At 71.7% G+C, this 18,558-nt stretch carries 16 protein-coding genes; 13 read left to right on the top strand and 3 right to left on the bottom strand.

Features of this window, described 5'->3' with window-relative positions; genetic code table 11:
• Positions 1 to 62: 62 nt before the first annotated feature.
• On the bottom strand, positions 63 to 407 hold the full coding sequence (locus F4558_RS15770) for a winged helix-turn-helix transcriptional regulator (protein ID WP_053658552.1): 345 nt from the start codon (positions 405 to 407) through the stop codon (positions 63 to 65).
• 146 nt (positions 408 to 553) lie between these two features.
• Positions 554 to 907, bottom strand: a complete 354-nt coding sequence (locus F4558_RS15765; RefSeq protein WP_053658554.1) for a putative quinol monooxygenase — start codon at positions 905 to 907, stop codon at positions 554 to 556.
• Positions 908 to 1,235: 328 nt separating this feature from the next.
• On the opposite strand from F4558_RS15765, the gene F4558_RS15760 reads away from it, so the two are divergent.
• Both F4558_RS15760 and F4558_RS15755 read left to right on the top strand, forming a co-directional pair.
• Positions 1,236 to 1,457 (top strand): hypothetical protein, encoded by a 222-nt coding sequence (locus F4558_RS15760; protein ID WP_053658556.1) that lies wholly within the window; start codon positions 1,236 to 1,238, stop codon positions 1,455 to 1,457.
• A gap of 75 nt (positions 1,458 to 1,532) precedes the next feature.
• Positions 1,533 to 3,071: a replication-associated recombination protein A gene (locus F4558_RS15755; RefSeq protein ID WP_167944920.1), complete on the top strand. Its 1,539-nt coding sequence runs from the start codon at positions 1,533 to 1,535 to the stop codon at positions 3,069 to 3,071.
• Here the strand turns inward: F4558_RS15755 and F4558_RS15750 are convergent.
• A complete protein-coding gene (locus F4558_RS15750) occupies positions 3,062 to 5,098 on the bottom strand; it encodes a pentapeptide repeat-containing protein (protein WP_167944918.1) in 2,037 nt (678 codons plus the stop codon). The genes F4558_RS15755 and F4558_RS15750 overlap by 10 nt on opposite strands.
• A 378-nt stretch (positions 5,099 to 5,476) precedes the next feature.
• On the opposite strand from F4558_RS15750, the gene F4558_RS15745 reads away from it, so the two are divergent.
• The 11 genes from F4558_RS15745 (at position 5,477) to F4558_RS15695 (ending at position 18,557) form a co-directional block, all read left to right on the top strand.
• Positions 5,477 to 6,175 carry a hypothetical protein gene (locus F4558_RS15745; RefSeq protein WP_053658581.1) on the top strand — a complete coding sequence of 233 codons (699 nt, stop codon included), beginning with the start codon at positions 5,477 to 5,479 and terminating at the stop codon, positions 6,173 to 6,175.
• Positions 6,176 to 6,334: 159 nt separating this feature from the next.
• Positions 6,335 to 6,790, top strand: a complete 456-nt coding sequence (locus tag F4558_RS15740) for a DUF948 domain-containing protein (protein WP_231640146.1) — start codon at positions 6,335 to 6,337, stop codon at positions 6,788 to 6,790.
• Positions 6,791 to 6,818: 28 nt separating this feature from the next.
• The gene (locus F4558_RS15735; RefSeq protein ID WP_167944916.1) at positions 6,819 to 7,124 is read left to right on the top strand and encodes a hypothetical protein; all 306 of its coding nucleotides are present in this window, start codon (positions 6,819 to 6,821) and stop codon (positions 7,122 to 7,124) included.
• Complete coding sequence (gene alaS, locus F4558_RS15730; RefSeq protein WP_167944914.1) at positions 7,121 to 9,799, top strand: alanine--tRNA ligase; 2,679 nt, start codon at positions 7,121 to 7,123, stop codon at positions 9,797 to 9,799. The genes F4558_RS15735 and alaS overlap by 4 nt, the downstream gene beginning before the upstream one ends.
• 72 nt (positions 9,800 to 9,871) lie before the next feature.
• Positions 9,872 to 10,330 (top strand): Holliday junction resolvase RuvX, encoded by a 459-nt coding sequence (gene ruvX / locus F4558_RS15725; protein ID WP_053658567.1) that lies wholly within the window; start codon positions 9,872 to 9,874, stop codon positions 10,328 to 10,330.
• Positions 10,330 to 11,523, top strand: coding sequence for an endolytic transglycosylase MltG (mltG, locus tag F4558_RS15720; protein WP_167944912.1), 1,194 nt, complete (start codon positions 10,330 to 10,332; stop codon positions 11,521 to 11,523). The genes ruvX and mltG overlap by 1 nt, the downstream gene beginning before the upstream one ends.
• Positions 11,523 to 12,353, top strand: coding sequence for a shikimate dehydrogenase (locus tag F4558_RS15715; protein ID WP_167944910.1), 831 nt, complete (start codon positions 11,523 to 11,525; stop codon positions 12,351 to 12,353). The genes mltG and F4558_RS15715 overlap by 1 nt, the downstream gene beginning before the upstream one ends.
• Positions 12,354 to 12,455: 102 nt before the next feature.
• On the top strand, positions 12,456 to 14,162 hold the full coding sequence (locus tag F4558_RS15710; protein WP_167944908.1) for a glycosyl hydrolase: 1,707 nt from the start codon (positions 12,456 to 12,458) through the stop codon (positions 14,160 to 14,162).
• A gap of 190 nt (positions 14,163 to 14,352) precedes the next feature.
• Entirely contained in the window at positions 14,353 to 16,320 is a 1,968-nt protein-coding gene (locus F4558_RS15705) for a WD40 repeat domain-containing protein (protein WP_376767524.1), read from the top strand.
• A gap of 94 nt (positions 16,321 to 16,414) precedes the next feature.
• Positions 16,415 to 16,966 (top strand): acyltransferase, encoded by a 552-nt coding sequence (locus F4558_RS15700; protein ID WP_053658577.1) that lies wholly within the window; start codon positions 16,415 to 16,417, stop codon positions 16,964 to 16,966.
• A complete protein-coding gene (locus F4558_RS15695; protein ID WP_167944904.1) occupies positions 16,959 to 18,557 on the top strand; it encodes a lipopolysaccharide biosynthesis protein in 1,599 nt (532 codons plus the stop codon). The genes F4558_RS15700 and F4558_RS15695 overlap by 8 nt, the downstream gene beginning before the upstream one ends.
• The last annotated feature ends 1 nt before the right edge of the window (position 18,558 follow it).

The raw sequence follows: 18,558 nt of genomic DNA, 5'->3' as shown, positions 1-18,558 counted from the left end.
CTACGCGCCCCGCCTCAGGCGAGGCGTACCGAGGTGAGGCCGACGGCATCCGTTGCCTCGGGTCATGCTCCGTCATGCGTCAGATGCTGCTCGCCCCACTTCGACAGGGGCTGAAGTGCGGCGATCAACTCTTCGCCCGCGGCGGTCAGGCTGTAGGTGATCTGCACCGGCGTGCTGGGGATTACCGTGCGCTCGATGAGGCCGCGGGCCTGGAGGTCTTTGAGTCGGACGGTGAGTTGAGGGTCGGAGATGCCGCTGACCAGGGCGCGGTACTCCTTGAATCGGCGAGCGCCGCGGACCGCTGCGATCAAGATCGGTCCGGTCCAGCGGGCCCCGATGACATCGATCGCGCGCAGGACGAGGTGGCACCTTTCCTCGTCGATCCGACCGTTGAGAGACTTGGTCACTTTCTCAGGGTAAGTAACTTGGGTCGGGTCGACAAACCTGTTGCGCGAACGGGCCGGCGTTGGTCACCGCACCGTCGCTGCCCAGGGTGGCGACTCCGGGTGCGACGGGGCGGTGCCTGCCTGGCCGACCGAACTACCTTCCGGTGTCAGGCATCCAACGGCCGGAGCCACTCGATTTCCACGTCCAGGTTCTTGAAGAACTGACCGTGGTAGGTCCGCAGGGAGGGATTCTGCATGTGGCGGAGCAGGTCCGCACCGCTTGACCACCGCTCGTAGAACGCATAGACGCCCGGCTGGCCGAGAGTGGCGTGAATCGCGTACTGCTCGCAACCTTCTTCCTCGCGTGCAGCGGACATCATCGCCGTGAACGCCTTCTGCATCTCGTCGTCGCTCTTGCCCGGCTTGAGTCGAGCCAGCGAGGAAATCGCGATCGGGCTGGTCGAGGCCAGTACCTCGGCCGGCACCAGGTCGTCGGGAAGAACATGCTCGTTGCTGGTCATTCCGGTGGTCCTTTCGTGTCTTCAGATCCTTCGGCCCGGGACCGAGGCGATCACCGAATCCGAGATGGTTCGGCAACGGGGCGAGTTGCCCCAGGCGCCAGAAAGCGGCTGCGTCGGCCGGCCAACTCCTCGGCCCTCAACGAGTTTCGAGCGGCCGCTTGATCCTCACAACATGACCCCAAGTTACTTACTTGACCCAAGTAACTTGGTATCTCCTACCGGGGAACCCTCGAACGCGGAACACCACACGAATCGGTGGAGATTGGCGACTCGACCGATTGGGTACATCACGCGCCGACCTACTGGGAACCCCCACCGGAGGACCGACATGCTCGCCATTCTCGCGGCCATCGTCTTTGGCTTCGCCCTGCTGCTCGACCTGCTCAACACCGACTTCGGCGCACCGGACCTGTTCAACTGGAACACCCTCGTGCTCATCGGTCTGCTCCTGCTCTCGCTCTACCTGGCCGGTGTGGGTAGCGGCCCGCGCGGCGGTGGCGGCGGTGGCGGCGGTCGCTGGTACCGGGGGCGTCGCCCCGGTCGCGGCTGACCGGAACCGACCATCGATGGCCCGGCCCGCGGCGCGATTCCGGCGTCGCGGGCACGGCCCGGTACTGTCTTCGTGATGGAGTCCGACGCCCTCTTCTCCCTCGGTGCGCCCACCGGGTCGCGCAGCGCGCCCGAGGGTCCCGCCGGTGTCGACGGCTTCACTCCGGTAGCAGACGATTCGCCCCTGCCCGTCCGGATGCGCCCGGCAACGCTCGACGAGCTGGTCGGCCAGGACCACCTGCTCGCCCCCGGCGCGCCGCTGCGGCAGCTCGTCTCCGGCGGCGCCCCGCTGTCGGTCATCCTCTGGGGACCGCCCGGCAGCGGCAAGACCACAATCGCGCACCTGGTCGCGGCGGCCACCGACCGCCGGTTCGTCGCCATGTCGGCGCTGTCCGCCGGGGTCAAGGACGTCCGCGCGGTCATCGAGGCGGCCCGCCGCCAGCGCCGCTCCGGCGGCCCGCAGACCGTCCTCTTCATCGACGAGGTGCACCGGTTCAGCAAGACCCAACAGGACTCGCTGCTTGCCGCCGTCGAGGACCGCACTGTCACGCTGCTCGCCGCCACCACCGAGAACCCGTACTTCTCGGTCATCTCCCCGCTGCTGTCCCGGTGCGTGCTGCTCACCCTGCAACCGCTCGACGACGACGCGGTACGCGGCCTGCTGCGCCGGGCGGTCACCGACGAGCGCGGCCTCGGTGGCACGCTCACCCTTGAGCCCGAGGCCGAGGATCACCTGGTCCGGCTCGCCTCCGGTGACGTCCGCAAGGCGCTGACCGCGCTGGAGGCGGCGGCGGCCTCCGCCGCGGCTCTCGGGACCGGGCGCATCGACCTCGCCACCGCCGAGCAGGCCGTCGACGTGGCGGCGGTGCGCTACGACCGCGACGGCGACGCCCACTACGACGTGGTAAGCGCGTTCATCAAGAGCATGCGCGGCTCGGATGTGGACGCCGCCGTGCACTGGTTGGCCCGCATGCTTGTCGCCGGTGAGGACGCCCGGTTCATCGCCCGCCGGCTTGTCATCTTCGCCAGCGAGGACGTCGGCATGGCCGATCCCACAGCGTTGAGCGTGGCCACCGCCGCCGCGCACGCCGTCGAGTACGTCGGGCTGCCCGAAGTGCAACTCAACCTGGCCCAGGCGGTGATCCACCTGGCCACCGCGCCCAAGTCGAACTCGGCCACCACGGCCATCGGTGCCGCCATCGCCGACGTACGGGCCGGCAAGGGTGGCCCGGTGCCGCGCGGACTGCGCGACGCCCACTACGCCGGCGCCCGAGGGCTCGGCCACGGCACCGGCTACCGCTACCCGCACGACGACCAGCGCGGCGTGGTCACCCAGCAGTACGTCCCGGACGACCTGGTGGGCACCGACTACTACCAGCCCAGCCCGCACGGGGCGGAGCGGTCGGTGGCGACCCGGTTGCCGCTGCTGCGCCGGATCGTGCGCGGCCTGCCGACGCCACCCGCCCGACCGGAGGCACCGGCAGCCGGGGCACCCGTAACGGCGAACGCCCCATCGGCGCTTGCCGGTGAGAACGGTCGCCCGACCATGGGTACGGGCGGTCCCAGCACGACGCAGGACAGCGGCACTGACGCCGCAGGAGAGGGTCAACAGTGAGATCGCGTGGTGCGGATCGCCCGGACGAGGGCCCGGACGAGCGGCGTGATCCCCGCGCCAAGGGCCGCCGCTGGGGTCGTGGCCGAGCCGAGGCCGAGCCGGAGGAGCCGGTAGCCGGCGAGGAGTTCGGCTGGATCGACGACCTGCGCTCGGCCAAGCAGCAACGCACCGAGTTGGGCCCGGACGGCGCGCCGGCCGAACATGTTCCGCCACGCGCGGGCGCGCCCGCGCCGCCGGACGCGCCGCCCGCTCCACGCCGCGGTGACCCGGACGGCCCCGGGGCACGCCGCCCGACTGACGGCCCCTGGCCGGGTGAGCCGCCGCAGGCTCGTCGCCCGGACGAGCGGCCACCCGCCGACCGCCCTCGCGCCGCAGGTCCCGGTGCCCCGGCCGAGCGTCCCCGTGTCGCGGGTCCAGGCGCCCCGGCGCAGGGCCAGCCGATGCCGCGTGGCGCACAGCCGGTTCCCGGTGCCGGTCCCCGAGTTGGCGGACCTCCACCATCCGCAGCCCGCCCGACCGGCGGCGACCCGGCCGGTCCACCCGGGCCGCTGCCGCCGGCAGGGGCTCCCACCGGCACGGCCCGGCCGCGTCCGGCGTCGGCGCCGCCCGGCCCGCCTGTCGGCCCATCGAGCGCCGGTGCCCCAACCGGTCGCCGTCCGGACGCTGCCGTGCCGGCTGGCCGGGCGGAGACGATGCCGCCACCGCGCCGACCCGACGCCGTACCACCGAGCCGTCGGCCGGGCCCCGAACCCGCCGCGCCCGGCCGTCCACTGACCACCGACGGTCCGCCCTCCGGCCGGCGTACGACCGGACCGGTGCCCGATCCGGCGCGGGCCGCCGGTGGTCCGCCCCGGATCGACGGGCCGCCGCCCGGTGTCGTGCAACAGGCCGCCGACGGTCCACGACCCGACCCCGCGATCGACGGTGACCCGCGTGCGGCCCGGCGTCGTCCCGGCCCGGCGGACCCGGGGGCACCGCAGCCGCCCGGTCCTCCCCGCCCGGCCACCGGCCGCCGCCGCGCCGCCGACGAGCAGGAGGCCGTGGTGCCCCGCTCGGGCAACGCGCCACCGGTGCCGTCCGCGTCCAGCGCGCCGCCCGCGTCCGCCGTTCAGCCTGGCGGCGTGCAGTCCGGCACCCGGCAGCCCGGTGGTGTGCCGCGCGGTGCCGCGCAGCCGGGCACTGCGCAGCATGGCGCCCGGCAGCCCGGTGTCCGCCAACCCGGCCCGGCACAGTCCGGCCCCGGCACTGTGCAGCCGGGTCCCGGACCGGCGCAGCCCGGCCCCGGCCAGCGCGGTCCGGCGCAGCCCGGCCCACGGCAGCCTGGTCCGACGCAGCCAGGCCCCGGGCAGCCCCGTCCGACGCAGTCCGGCCCTGTGCAGCCCGGTCCGGCACAACCTGGTGCCGGTCCGGCGTCGACCGGTGCCGCGCCGGTTGGCCCCGCTCGCGGGGGGACCGCACCCACCGATGGCGCCGGCCGCCGCCGGGCGACCACCGACGAGCAGGGCCGACGTCCTCCGGTCGGCGGTGAGCCCCGGGCGGACCGCCCGGAACGTCCGGCGGACTGGCTCCGTCAGGCCGGCCGGCTGCCACACACCGATCCCGGCCTGCCGGTGGTCAACCGGCGTGGCGGCGGTGCGCCTGCCCCGGCCGGCAACCGGCCCACCGAGCGCCGTCCGGCGCCGTCCGCAGACGATCTGACGGGCCGCTCCACGGGTCCGCTCGCCGTGCCGGACCCAGCCGCGGAACGCACCGGCGGTCAGCGGCCCGTCGGGCCACCACCTGACCCGGGTGCGCCCGCTCCCACTGGTCGCGTCGCCCGGCCCGGCGTCGACGGACCCCCCGCTGCCCGTCCCGGCGACGACCCGTACGCCAATCCCGGTGGCGCGCCCGCACGGGGTGGTGCCCGCGCCGCCGCGCCCGGCGGCAGGGCACGGGTCGACCCCGGCGGCGCTCCGGCCGCCGGTCGCCGTGGTCCCGACGGCCCACCTCGCCCCGGAATCGACGCGCTCGACCGAGGTGCCGCGCACCCGGATGGTCCAGGCCGTGGCGCTGTGCCCCCGGGTGCTGGTCCGGACGGCCTGCCGCGCTCCCGTCCCGATGGTCCGGCTCGCGGTGCTGCCCGTCCGCCCGTCGGCGACGCCCGGCCCGGTGGCGAGCCCGTTGCCGGTCCCGGGTCGCCGGTGGCGGCGCGCGGTGGCGCTCCGGTCCGTCCGGCGGACCGCGCCGCCGGTCGTGCCCTGCCGCCGCACCGCGAGGCCGGCCGTCCCGAACCCAGCGGCGTCGCCCCCGTGCCGCCGCCCGGCCGCCCCGGCGAGCCCGTCGGCGTGGCCCGAGCGGCCGCCGCGGTGCCCGCCGTGGCCGGGTCGGCCGACCGCCCCGCCTCCGAACCGGCAGGCGGGCAGCCCTTGCGTACGGCCGGTCCGGACACACCCGACGACGACGAAGGCGCCCCGGGCGCGCGGTCGGAGTTGCGCCGGCAATTGCGCGAGCGGCGTCGGCTGCGGGCGGCGGTGCTGGTGCTGGTCAGCGTCGTGCTGCTCGGCGCGGTGCCGCTGTTCTTCGGCGTCCGTACGCTGAGCCGGGACCCGGTCTTCGACAACCTGGACCAGCTCAACGTCCCCGCGTGGGCCGCCACGAAGACTGTCGACGACGTCAGCGGCAGCCGCTGGTGCCTGCTCGACTGCCGGCTCCGTGAGCGCACCGTCACCTCCGAGAAGTCGCCCGAGGAGACGGCGAAGGTGTACGAGGACGCGCTTCGTCAGGACGGCTGGCAGCCGTGGAAGGTGAGTCGCTGCCCCGAGCAGGAGACGAAGGGCACCTACACGTGCTGGCGTCAGGACGAGTTGACCCTCGACCTGTGGGTGCGCCAGCCGACGTGTGTGCCACCGCCTGTCGACGGGGAGCCGGCGGTCGTGCCGTCGCCGGAGGAATCGGCCGCTGCGGGGGAGTGTGCCGGTTCGTTGGTGTCGGTGAAGGTACGCAACGCCATCGACGACGAACGGACCAGACCGCAGCCCGCCACCGACCCGTCACTGACCGGCGAGGATCCGTTCCCGACGGTCAGCGGGGATCCGCTCAGCGACCTGACACCCTCACCGTCCTGAGCCGGTCTCCATCACGGACGGTAGGGTCTGGGGCTGACGGGCCCGCCCGCGACCGCTGACCGGCGACGGCTCGGTGGTTCGGCGTGGGCACCGTGGCGGTGCGTTCCGGGGACGTCGGATCCTGCGGAACTCTGTATGAGGAGGACAGGCGTGAGCGACATGGGAGAGGTCGCGGCGCTGATCGCGGCGAGCGCGTTCGCGGTGCTGGTGCTCATCCTGACGCTGCCGATCCTGCGGCTGCGGCACACGGTGGACGCCACCACCCGAATGATCAACGACCTCAACGATCGGACCGCACCTTTGCTCGGCGACGTGAACACCACGGTGAAGAACGTCAACACCGCGCTGGAGCAGGTGCAGACGTCGCTCGACGGTGTGAACCTGCAACTGGCCAAGGTCGACACCATGACCAGCCACGCGCAGAACGTCACCGCCAACGTCGCCAACCTGGCCACGGTGGTCTCCGCCGCGGCCGCGAACCCGCTGGTGAAGGTGGCCGCGTTCGGTTACAGCGTGCGCAAGGCCGCCGCTGGCCGCCGGCATGCCGAGACCGAGCGCGAGGTACGCGACACCATCAAGCAGCAGCGGCGGGCCGCGCGGCGCGGTAACCGCTGAGCAGCCGGCCAGCAGGAGGTAGCGAGACATGAGGCGGTTGTTCTGGCTCGGCATCGGTGTGGCCGTCGGCGTGATCGTGGTCCGCAAGGCGACCCGGACGGTGCAGGCGTACACCCCGGCGGGCATCGCCAGCACGTTGTCGGAATCCGCTGGCGGCCTGGTCGAGTCGCTGCGTAGCTTCGTGGAGGACGTCCGGATCGGGATGGCCGAGCGTGAGCAGGAGATCCATGCCGCGTTCGCTCGGGGCGAGGCGTTCGACGACCAGTACGCCGAGCTGCGGGAGGACCCGCGGATCGGCGATCGAGAAATCTTTCCGGAGGAACACCAGCGATGAAGACGGCGGAGATCAAGCGGCGGTACCTCGCGCATTTCGAGGCGAACGGCCACGCCGTGGTGCCGTCCGCTCCGCTGCCCGCCATCAGCGATCCGAACCTGCTGTTCGTCAACGCCGGTATGGTGCAGTTCGTCCCCTACTTCCTGGGTCAGCAGACCGCGCCGTACCGGCGGGCGGTGAGCGTGCAGAAGTGCATCCGTACCCCGGACATCGACGAGGTCGGCAAGACCAGCCGGCACGGCACGTTCTTCCAGATGAACGGCAACTTCTCGTTCGGTGACTACTTCAAGGACGGCGCGATTCCCCTCGCGTGGGACCTGGTGACCAAGTCGCAGGCCGACGGCGGGTTCGGTCTGGACCCGGAGCGGATCTGGCCGACGGTCTACCTCGACGACGACGAGGCGTACGACATCTGGCGTTCGGTGGGTGTGCCCGCGGCGCGGATCGTCCGCCGGGGCAAGGCGGACAACTTCTGGTCGATGGGGATTCCCGGGCCGTGCGGTCCGTGCTCCGAGCTGTTCTACGACAGGGGCCCGGAGTACGGCCGCGAGGGCGGCCCGGCGGTCGACGAGGACCGCTACATGGAGTTCTGGAACCTCGTCTTCATGCAGTTCGAGCGGGGGCCGGGCACCACCAAGGACGACTATCCGATCCTCGGTGACCTGCCGGCGAAGAACATCGACACCGGCATGGGCCTGGAGCGGATGGCCTCGATCCTGCAGGGTGTGGACAACCTGTACGAGATCGACGAGGTCCGGCCGATCCTGGACCGGGCTGCCGAGCTGACCGGCAAGCGGTACGGCGCGCACTCCGGGCACGTGGCGAGCGAGTCGCACCCCGACGACGTACGGCTGCGGGTGGTCGCCGACCACGTGCGGACCGCGCTGATGCTGATCGGTGACGGCGTGACGCCGAGCAACGAGGGTCGCGGCTACGTGCTGCGGCGGATCATGCGCCGGGCGATCCGGTCGATTCGGCTGCTGGGCTGGCAGGACCGGGCGCTGCCCGAGTTGCTGCCGGTGGCGCGGGACTGCATGGCGCCGTCGTACCCCGAGCTGGCGACCGACTTCGACCGCATCGCGCAGTACGCGTACGCGGAGGAGGACGCCTTCCTGTCGACGCTGCGTGCGGGCACCACGATCCTGGACACGGCGATCGCCGAGACCCGCACGGCGGGCGGCACGGCGCTGTCCGGTGCGAAGGCGTTCCAGTTGCACGACACGTACGGCTTCCCGATCGACCTGACGCTGGAGATCGCTGCGGAGCAGGGCCTCAAGGTCGACGACGAGGGTTTCCGCCGGTTGATGGCCGACCAGCGGACCCGGGCGAAGGCGGACGCGCAGGCGCGCAAGACCGGCCACACCGACGTGTCGGCGTACCGGTCGGTGCTCGACTCGGGTGGCCCGGTGACGTTCACCGGCTACAGCGAGGTGGCGCGCGAGTCGCGGGTGCGGGCGCTGCTCGGCGGGGCCGGCCCGGTTCAGGCGGCGGCCGAGGGCGAGACCATCGAGTTGGTCCTCGACACGACCCCGTTCTACGCCGAGGGCGGTGGCCAGCAGCCCGACCACGGCATGATCACCGTCGGCGACGGTCAGGTCGAGGTGCTCGACGTGCAGCAGCCGGTGCCCGGCCTGATCGTGCACCGTGCCCGGGTGATCCGGGGTGAGGTGCGCGCGGGCGACACCGGCTACGCCGAGATCGACACCACCCGGCGGCGGGCGATCTCCCGGTCGCACACCGCCACCCACCTGGTGCACCAGACCATGCGTAACTTCCTCGGCGAGTCGGCCACCCAGGCGGGTTCGTTGAACGCGCCCGGCCGGCTGCGGTTCGACTTCAATACCCCGACCGGGGTGTCGCCGACAGTGCTGCGGGACGTGGAGCAGCAGGTGAACGAGGTGCTGCTGGCCGACCTGGAGGTGCACGCCTTCATCACGTCGCTGGACGAGGCGCGGCGGATCGGGGCGATGGCGCTCTTCGGGGAGAAGTACGGCGAGGAGGTGCGGGTCGTCGAGGTCGGCGACTACGCCCGGGAGCTGTGCGGCGGCACGCACGTGGCGCGCTCGGCCCAGCTCGGCCTCGTGAAAATCCTCTCCGAGTCGTCGATCGGTTCGGGTGTGCGCCGCGTCGAGGCGCTCGTCGGCATGGACGCGTTCGGCTTCCTGGCCCGCGAGCACCTGCTGGTGTCCCGGCTGGCCGAGCTGTACCGGGTGCCCAACGACCAGGTCGCCGACCGGGTGGAGCAGACGGTCACCCAGCTCCGGGACGCCGAGAAGGAGCTGGAGAAGCTGCGCGCCCAGCTGGTGCTGGGTGGGGCGGGAGCGCTCGCCGCGCAGGCGAAGGACGTGCGTGGGGTGGCGTACGTGGGCACCGAGGCGCCCGAGGGCGCGGCCGGTAACGACGTGCGGACCCTGGCGCAGGAGATCCGCGGCAAGATCGACCCGGCGCGGCCGGCGGTGGTAGCGGTGGCGGCCCGGGCGAACGGCAAGGCGTCGCTGGTGGTGGCTGTCAACGCGGCGGCCCGCAGCCGTGGCCTGGCGGCGTCGGCCCTGGTGAAGGCGGCGTTCTCCGGGCGTGGTGGGGGCAGCCCCGATCTGGCCCAGGGCGGCGGCCTGCCCGCGGCCGAGGCGCCGAATCTGCTACTCACCGTCGAGAAGGCGATCACCGAGGCGTGATATCACGATCAGTGTCGACCAGGGCGGACCGTTTGGTCCGCCCTGGCTCGTCTGCCCCTCAGGTGACAGTCGGTGAGTGAGCGCATGCGTGGTGTACGGATCGGCGTGGACGTCGGTCAGGTGCGGGTGGGGATCTCCCGCTCGGATCCGGACGGCATCCTCGCCACGCCGCTTGTCACTCTGGCCCGTGACCTCACGGCGGCGCCGGATGCGGTGCCGAGTGACATTGCCCAGGTGGCGGCTCTGGTGGCCGAGCACGAGGCCGTCGAGGTTGTCGTCGGCCTTCCGGTCAATCTCGCCGGCAAGCACGGCCCGGCGGCGGTCGGAGTGAAGGCGTACGCTGACCGACTGGTCGATGTGATAGCGCCCGTCCCGGTAACGCTCACTGACGAGAGGATGTCGACCGTGGTCGCTTCTCGTAGGCTGGCCGAGCGTGGCGTTCGGGGCAAGCGTCAACGTGCGGTTGTCGACCAGGCGGCCGCGGTGGAGATCCTGCAGAGCTGGCTGGACGCGCAGCGGAGGCGGACGTAATGATCGACGATCTGGACCTTGGGTTCGACGAGCCGGAGCGGGGCGAGAAGGGCCGGCACCGGCGCGGCTTCCGCAAGCGCAAGGGCGGCTCCGGCGGGGGCCGGGGCAAGACGTTCCTGGCTCTGCTGATGGCCCTGGTCCTGCTGGGCACCATCGGTGGTGGGGCTTTCTACGGTTTCGACCGGATCCAGAACTACTTCGTCACGCCCGACTACGACGGCGCCGGGGCCGGCGAGGTCACCGTCGAGATCAAGAACGGCGCGCTGCTTGCCGACATGGCCGACGCTCTGGTCGCCGCCGACGTGGTGAAGAGCCGCAAGGCGTTCGTCGAGGCCGCCGAGGCCAACTCGCGCAGCAAGAACATCCAGCCGGGCACGTACAAGCTGCGCAAGCAGATGAGCGGCGAGAGCGCCGTCACCGCGATGCTCGACCTGAAGAACAAGATCGTCAACGGGTTGACAATCCCCGAGGGGCGTACCGCCAAGAACATCTACAAGCTGCTCTCCGAGAAGACCAAGATCCCGGTCAAGGAGTTCGAGGCCGCCGCGAAGGACCCGGAGGCGCTCGGCGTACCGGACTGGTGGTTCACGCGCGACGACGGCAAGAAGGTAGTGAAGTCTGTCGAGGGCTTCCTCTTCCCGGACACGTACGAGATTCCGCCGAAGGCCACCGCGGAGAGCATCCTCAAGCTGATGGTGGACAACTTCCTCTCGGTGACCGGCGAGATGAAGTTCGCCGACCGGGTGCAGAAGGAACGCAAGGTCAGCCCGTACGAGGCTCTGATCGTGGCGTCGCTGGCCCAGGCCGAGGCCGGCAACAAGGACGACCTCGGCAAGGTGGCCCGGGTGGCCTACAACCGGGTGTACGGCGAGTTCCCCTGCAACTGCCTGGAAATGGACGTCACCGTCAACTACTACCTGGAGTCGGTCGGCCGGGCGACCAAGTCGTCCAAGCAGATGACGGCGGCGGAGTTGGACGACCCGAAGAACCCGTACAACCGCAAGCTGCGGGGCATGATCCCCACCCCGATCAACAACCCCGGTAAGGAAGCCCTGGAAGGGGCGATGGACACGCCGGTCGGCAAGTGGCTCTACTTCGTGGCCATCGACAAGCAGGGTCACTCCGCCTTCGCCGAGACCTACCCGGAGCACCAGCGCAACGAGGCCAAGGCCCGCGAGGCCGGCATCATCTGATGGCACTGGTTCGGCGTGCGGCGGTGTTGGGGAAGCCGATCGCGCACTCGCTCTCCCCGGTGATCCACAACGCCGGCTACGCCGCCGCGGGGCTGACCGGCTGGTCGTACACCCGGATCGAGTGCGCGGCGGCGGAGCTGCCGGCCCTGGTCACCGGCCTGGGCCCGGAGTGGGCCGGGCTGTCGGTGACCATGCCGGGCAAGGAGGCGGCGCTCGCCGTGGCCGACGCCGCGTCGCCTGTCGCCGCCGCCGTCGGCGCGGCGAACACGTTGGTACGCCGTCCGGACGGCTCCTGGTACGCGGACAACACCGACGTGGGCGGCATGGTGCACGTGCTCACCGACGCCGGGGTACGCGCCGGTGCGGCGATGACAGTGCTCGGCGCGGGTGGAACGGCCCGCGCCGCGCTCGCCGCCGCAGCGCGGCTGGCCTGTTCCTCGGTGACGGTGGTGGCCCGCCGCCCCGAGGCGGTCGACGAGCTGCGTCCCGTGGCGGACGCGCTCGGGGTCGCGCTGAGCGCCGGGGCCTGGGTGGACGCGCCCCGCCACCTCACCGCCGACGTCGTGGTGTCCACTGTGCCGGCGGGCGTCGCCGATCCGTTGGCCGAAACGGTGACCTGGTCGCCGGGCGCGGTGTTCTTCGACGCGGTGTACGACCCGTGGCCGACACCGCTGGCCGCCTCCGCGCTAGCGGCAGGCCTGCGGGTGGTGTCCGGTCTGGACCTGCTGCTGGCCCAGGCGCTCGGGCAGTTCGAGCAGTTCACAGGTGTCCCGGCCCCGGTCGAGGCGATGCGGGAGGCCCTGCGGCAGGCAACCGGGCGACTTCCTTAGCTGACTCTTAAGACGCGCTTACGGGAAACTGTCCTGCGCGCGACATTCCCTGGTCGTGGATACGCTGCACCCGGTTACCACAGCAGACACAGGGAGTTTTCCTTGACCAGGCACGGACTGCACCGCATCACCCGGTTCCGCTCCGGGCCCCGGCGCAAGGCGATCGCCCTCGGCGTGGTCGGGGGTGCCGTGGTGGCGGGCCTCGTGGCGACAATGATGCCGCTGCTGGCCAGCGACGAGCTGTCGATTCGCGCGACGGCGGACACCACTGCGACCGCTGTCACGCAGGACGGCGACAACGCCGTCAAGTCGACCCTCGCCACCTGTCCGGTGCGCTGCGACGGCAACCCGCGGGGCGGCCGGGAGGCTGTCGTCGAGTTCGCTGTGACAAACGTGCCGGCCGCCGCTGTCAACGTGCGGGCGACGCTGCGGATGCACACCTGGCAGCAGTTCGCCGCCACGGTGACGGCGCACGCCTCGACGTTGAGCGCCCGCGAGGCGCGGCCGACTCCGACGTCGGCCGGCACCGCGCTGTCCACCGTGACCGGGGTCGCCAAGGGCGTCAACGAGTGGGATGTGTCCACGCTGGTCACCGGCAACGGCACCTGGACGGTGTCGCTCGCCCAGACCGGCCTGGACACCCGCATCTACTGGGCGTCGGTGGAGAACCGCAACCCGGACCTGCGGCCCAGCCTGACGATCACCTATGACATCGGCACCGCGCCCTCGTCCGCGCCGACCACCCGCCCCGCCCCGGCGCCGTCGCCGAGCGCACCGCCGACCACCACCGCGCCCAAGCCGTCGCCGACAGTCGCGCCGACCCGGACGCCGACCGCTACGGCGAGCGCGGAACTCCCGTCCGGCAAGTGCGGGTCGGTGTCGGACAAGCTCGTACCGTCCTGCGGCGCCTGGTGGGGCATGTACTCACCCGCCGGTGCGTCCGGCGGCTGGGACCACGGCAAGGCGATCACCGACGTGGAGGCGCAGGTCGGCCGCAAGTTCGACATCGTGCACCGCTACCACGACTTCTCCAACGCCGGCAGCAACGGTGCCTTCCCCGACGCGTACGAGCAGCAGCAGATGCGCGAGGGCCGGCTGATGTTCTTCGCCTGGGAGTCCCGCAACTTCTCCGCCGGCACGACGCTGAAGTGGGCCGACGTCTACAGCGGTCGGCAGGACGCGACGATCGACGCGGTCGCCGGCCGCATCCGGGCCGCCAAGGTGCCCGTGTTCATGGGGTTCGACCACGAGCCGGAGGACGAGCCGGAGAAGGGCAGCGACGCCGAGTTCGTCAGGGCCTGGCGGTACGTGCACGAGCGCTTCGCCAAGGCGGGTGCCGACAACGCGGTCTGGGTCTGGACGATGATGGGCTGGTCCGGGCACTACTCCCGGTACGCGGGTCTCTACCCCGGTGACCGCTACGTCGACTGGGTGGCCTACGACCCGTACAACTTCCACGTCTGCAACAACAGCACTGTGTGGAAGAGCCCGAGCACCACAGTGAGCGGCTTCTACCGCTGGCTGGACGAGAACGGGATCGGTGCCGGCAAGCCGCGGATGCTCGCCGAGTTCGGCACGAACTTCAACTCCGCCGACCCGGGCGCCAAGCAGCGCTGGTTCCAGGACTTCCCGGCCGCGCTCAAGGCACACCCGAAGATCAAGGCTGCCATCTACTTCAATTCGCCGGGCATGACCACCCGTACGGCGACCTGCGACATGACGATGAACCACAACGCCTCTGCGCTGGCCGGCTTCTCGCAGGCCGGCAAGGACCCGTACCTGCGGCAGCCCACCGGAGGGAGCCGCTGAAGATCATAAAGGGGCCTGACAGCACGCCGTTTACCGAGGTCGGACGTCCGATCCTCCGGTGTCTGTCGGTTTGCAGATTCATGCACCGCCCAATCGGCGGATGCGCCTGACAGGGTGGACGAGGCACGCTACCTCGGGTTCTCATCCATCTTGGAGGCGCAGCGTGCCTAAAATTCCGCCCTTGTGGCGTTTGTCAGGAAGACGTCGTACCCGGGCGGGGGTTGTCGTGCTGGCGGTCGTCGCCGCGACACTCAGCGTGCCCACGGCGTCCTCGGCGGCGGTGGTCCCGGTCCCCGAGACCGCGACCCTCGTGTCCACGAACCCCGCCGACCAGACCCCACATGCCCGCGACGGTGAGGCGCGCGCGTTCGCGCAGGTCGGCAACACCGTCTTCGTCGGCGGCAGCTTCACCCAGATCCGGCAGACCGCCACGTCCGCCTGGGTCACCCAGCGTTACCTCTTCGCGTACGACCGCACCACCGGCACGATCTCCACGAGCTTCCTGCCGGTGCTCGACGGCGCTGTCAACACGCTCATCGCAGGCCCCGGCGGCACGCTCATCGCCGGCGGCGCGTTCAAGAACGTCAACGGGGTCTCCCGGCGCAACCTGGTCGCCCTCGACCCGAGCACCGGCGCGATCATCGACAGCTGGGTCGGGCGCTCCGACGGCGGCAACGTCCGTGACATGGCGCTGAACGGCAACTGGCTCTACGTGGCCGGTGCGTTCAACTGGCTCAACGGCACCGCCCACGCCGGCCTCGCCCGGCTCAACGCGACCACCGGCGCCATCGACCCGACCTTCAACATCAACGCCACTGTCGGGCGGCACGGCACCAACTCGTACGTGTGGGCGATCGATGTCGCGCCGGACGGCAACACGCTTGTCGTCGGCGGCAACTTCACGCTGGTCAACGACCTGCCGCGTAACCAGATGGCGCTTGTCGACGTCTCCGGCACCCCGTCGGTGCTCGACTGGAGCACCGAGAAGTTCGTCGCGCCGTGCGCGGACCCGGCGACCTTCGTGCACTACGTGCAGGACGTGCGGTTTGGCGAGGACGGCAGCTGGTTCGTGGTCGGCACCAACGGCGGCTCCGGCTGGCCGAACGCGTACTGCGACGCGCTGGTCCGCTTCGAGACCGCCGCCCGGGGCAGCGGGCAGCTCGCCACCTGGGCCGACTTCACCGGCAACGACACCATCACCTCGGTCGAGGTTGCCGACAACGTCATCTACCTGGGCGGGCACTTCCGCTGGTTGAACAACCCGAACGCCAGTGACCGGGCCGGCAACGGCGCTGTCGACCGGCTCGGCATCGCGGCGGTCACCCCGGCCACCGGTATGCCGGTGAACTGGAACCCGCGCCGCAGCGGCAGCTCCTCGATGCCGGCGGGCACCTCCAACTGGGGTTCCTCGGTGCCGGTGCTGTGGCGGGGGCCGGACGGTCTCCACTTCGGCCACAACTCCGACGGGATGGGCAACGAGTACCACGGCCGGCTCGGCGTGTTCCCGCTCGCTGGCGGGCGTACCTTCACGCCGAAGAACCCGCCGACGGCGACGACCGGCAACCTCTACGTTGGCACCGCCCCGGGCACGCTGGCGAAGGTGCCGTTCGACGGCACCACGCTGGGTACCGCTGCCACGGTCAGCCAGCCCAACTACACGGGTGCCGGCGCGACCTGGCGGGTGTCCGACCGGATCTACTGGTCGCACACCGTCTCGGGCACGCCCACGGGCAGCCGGATCGACATCTCGATGTTCAACGGCGGCGCGATCGGCGCGCCGTGGGAGGCGTCCGGCTACAACGACTGGTTCAACGCGGCAGCGCTGACCGGTGCGTTCTTCCTCGACGGGCGGTTGTACTACACCCGTACCGGCGCCAACAACCTCTACTACCGCTACTTCGAGATCGACGGCAACTACCTGGGCGCCACCGAGTTCACTCTGCCGACCTCAGGCGTCACGTGGTCGACGGTGCGGGGCATGGCGTGGGTCGGTGGCAAGATCGTCTATGGTGCGACCGACGGCACGCTGCGCAGTGTGCCGTTCGACCCGACGGCCGCGCCGGCCGCTGTGGTCGACGGTACGACGGCGACGGTGATCGCTCCCGCGACCACCGAATTGTCCTGGTCTACCCCGTCGACGTTCTTCTCTGTGCAGTAGCGGTTAACGGTTCGTAACGGAACATCGGTAGATTGTTCACGTTGGGCCGGCGGCGGCACCCCCGCCGCCGGCCCCGCGACATGGGGGAGGGTCGTTGGTCGGCGCCGCTGGCATCCGCGCGAAGAGCGCGGTGCGCCTGGTCTTCGCGGTCAAACGCCTGTGGTATCGGCTCCGCTACCGTCGGCTGACACTCGGCCGCGACGTGGAGATCCGAGGCCGGATCCGGCTGCGTCGCGGCGTACGCGTGACCATCGGCGACCGGACCCGCATCAACAAGCTGGTCCGCTTCGCCGGCCCCGGCGAGGTGCGCGTCGGCACCGACTGTCTGCTCAACGCCACCTGGATCGGCACCTGGACGTCGGTGACAGTGGGGGACCGCTGCCTGCTCTCCGATTGTGAACTTCTCGACAACGACTTCCACAACCTGCCGCCCGAGCTGCGCCACGCGCCGCCCGGCGCGGCCACGCGCGCCCCGATCGTAATCGAGGAGAATGTCTGGATCGGCGCGCACGCCCTGGTGATGAAGGGTGTCCGCGTCGGGCGGGACAGCGTCGTGGGCGCGGCGACGGTGGTCCGCACTGATGTGCCACCCCGCGTCGTCGTCATCGGCAATCCCCAACAGACGGTGAAGAAGTTCCATGACTGACGCCGCACCCGCCTCCTGGTCGACCGACGGCCCGCCCACGAACGCCGCCCGTTCGGTCACACTGACCGACCTGCTGCGGGTGCCGATGCACCGGATCCGCCTGGTGCTCGCTGTCGCACTTGTCGGCCTGCTCGCCGCGCTCGGCTTCGTGCTGCTGGTGCCGGCGGCCGTCACCGCGAACGCGGTGGTGGCGGTCCGGCCCGTGGTCACCGACGCGTTCACCCCCAGCGGTGCGAACGCCGACCGCGCGGTCAACATGAACGTGGAGAGCCGCATCGCCACCGGCACCGAGGTGGTCCAACGCCTCGCCAGCGCCATCGGCGGCGACCCCCGCGAGATCCGCGACGCACTCGAGGTCGAGGTCCCCACCGGCGGGCAGATCCTGCGCTTCAGCTACTCGTCGCCGGACGCGCAGCGGGCGGTGCGGGGCGCCAACCTCGCCGCACAGGCGTACCTCGACGTGCGACGCGCCATGTACGAGCAGCAGCGCGCCGAGATGCTGCGCTCCTACGACGCCAGCATCACAAAGGTCGCCGCCCAGCAGACCGCCGTGCAGAAGCGCGTGAGCGCCGCCAAGGACTCCGCCGCCAGCGACGCCGCACTCGCCGAACTGGCCGGGATCAACAACCAGCTCACCCAGCTCAACTCCTCCCGGACCGAGATCGCGGCCGTCGACGTCAACCCCGGCTGGGTCACGCAGACCGCCGAGCGGGCGCTTGCCACCTCCGCCGGAAACCGGCTGCTCTTCCTGGTCGCCGGCCTGTTCGGCGGCGCGCTGCTCGGCATCGTGCTGTCCTACGCCTGGGAGGCGACCGACCGGCGGGTCCGCTCGGTCGCCGACGGCCGGGACGCCACAGGCCTGCCGCTGCTCGGCACGGTCCGCCGGCCGGGCTTCCGGGGCAGTCCCCGAGCCGCCGACGCGGACATCCGGTACGTGGCGATGGCCGTCGCCGAGCGGGTCCGCCAACCTGCCCGGGTGGCGCTCGTGACCGCCCGCGAGGACGCCACAGCGCTCACCGCCGGGCTCGCCGTCGCGCTCGCCGTCGACGGTCGGGAGGTCTTCGTCGCCGACGACAGCGGGCGGACCGACCGCCTGCGCGCCGCCGTACTCGCCGACCGGGGGCGGCTGCCCATCGACCCGTCCCGGCCGCACGTGCCCAAGCCCCGTCCGGCTGGCAGCACACCCGCCGCTGCCGCCACCCCGGCGACCCCCGCCCCCCGACGACCCTCCCCGCACCCGCCCGGCGCACGCCCGTCCACCGACCCGGACGCCACCCTGACGCTGCCCCGCGTCACCTCGGCCCTTACCGACAGCAGCCGGCCGGCCACACCGGACGAGGTTTCCGTGGGCGTGGGCACCGTCCGGTTCGGCACCTGGCGGCAGGGCGCCGACCACGGGCTCGTGCTGTACAACGCCCCACCGGGGGAGTCCGACGAACGCGGCGTCGCTGTCGCCCGGCAGGGCAACGCGGTGGTGGTCGTCGAGCGGGACCGCACCCGGCAGAGCGACCTGCGACGACTTGTGGAGCGGCTGCGCGCCGCCGGCGTCACCCCGCTGGGCTTCGTGCTCACGCGCAACGGCCGGGCCTGAC

Origin of the sequence: Micromonospora profundi (genome assembly GCF_011927785.1) — a bacterium.
Lineage (GTDB): Bacteria > Actinomycetota > Actinomycetes > Mycobacteriales > Micromonosporaceae > Micromonospora > Micromonospora profundi.
This window is presented reverse-complemented; position numbering and strand designations above follow the sequence as displayed.

Bases quoted from the DNA above. Each gene is read 5' to 3' on its own strand.
- F4558_RS15765 (WP_053658554.1), bottom strand. From the start codon at position 907: ATGACCAGCAACGAGCATGTTCTTCCCGACGACCTGGTGCCGGCCGAG.
- alaS (WP_167944914.1), top strand. From the start codon at position 7,121: ATGAAGACGGCGGAGATCAAGCGGCGGTACCTCGCGCATTTCGAGGCG.
- F4558_RS15715 (WP_167944910.1), top strand. From the start codon at position 11,523: ATGGCACTGGTTCGGCGTGCGGCGGTGTTGGGGAAGCCGATCGCGCAC.
- F4558_RS15760 (WP_053658556.1), top strand. From the start codon at position 1,236: ATGCTCGCCATTCTCGCGGCCATCGTCTTTGGCTTCGCCCTGCTGCTC.
- mltG (WP_167944912.1), top strand. From the start codon at position 10,330: ATGATCGACGATCTGGACCTTGGGTTCGACGAGCCGGAGCGGGGCGAG.
- F4558_RS15755 (WP_167944920.1), top strand. From the start codon at position 1,533: ATGGAGTCCGACGCCCTCTTCTCCCTCGGTGCGCCCACCGGGTCGCGC.
- F4558_RS15740 (WP_231640146.1), top strand. From the start codon at position 6,335: ATGGGAGAGGTCGCGGCGCTGATCGCGGCGAGCGCGTTCGCGGTGCTG.
- F4558_RS15735 (WP_167944916.1), top strand. From the start codon at position 6,819: ATGAGGCGGTTGTTCTGGCTCGGCATCGGTGTGGCCGTCGGCGTGATC.
- F4558_RS15695 (WP_167944904.1), top strand. From the start codon at position 16,959: ATGACTGACGCCGCACCCGCCTCCTGGTCGACCGACGGCCCGCCCACG.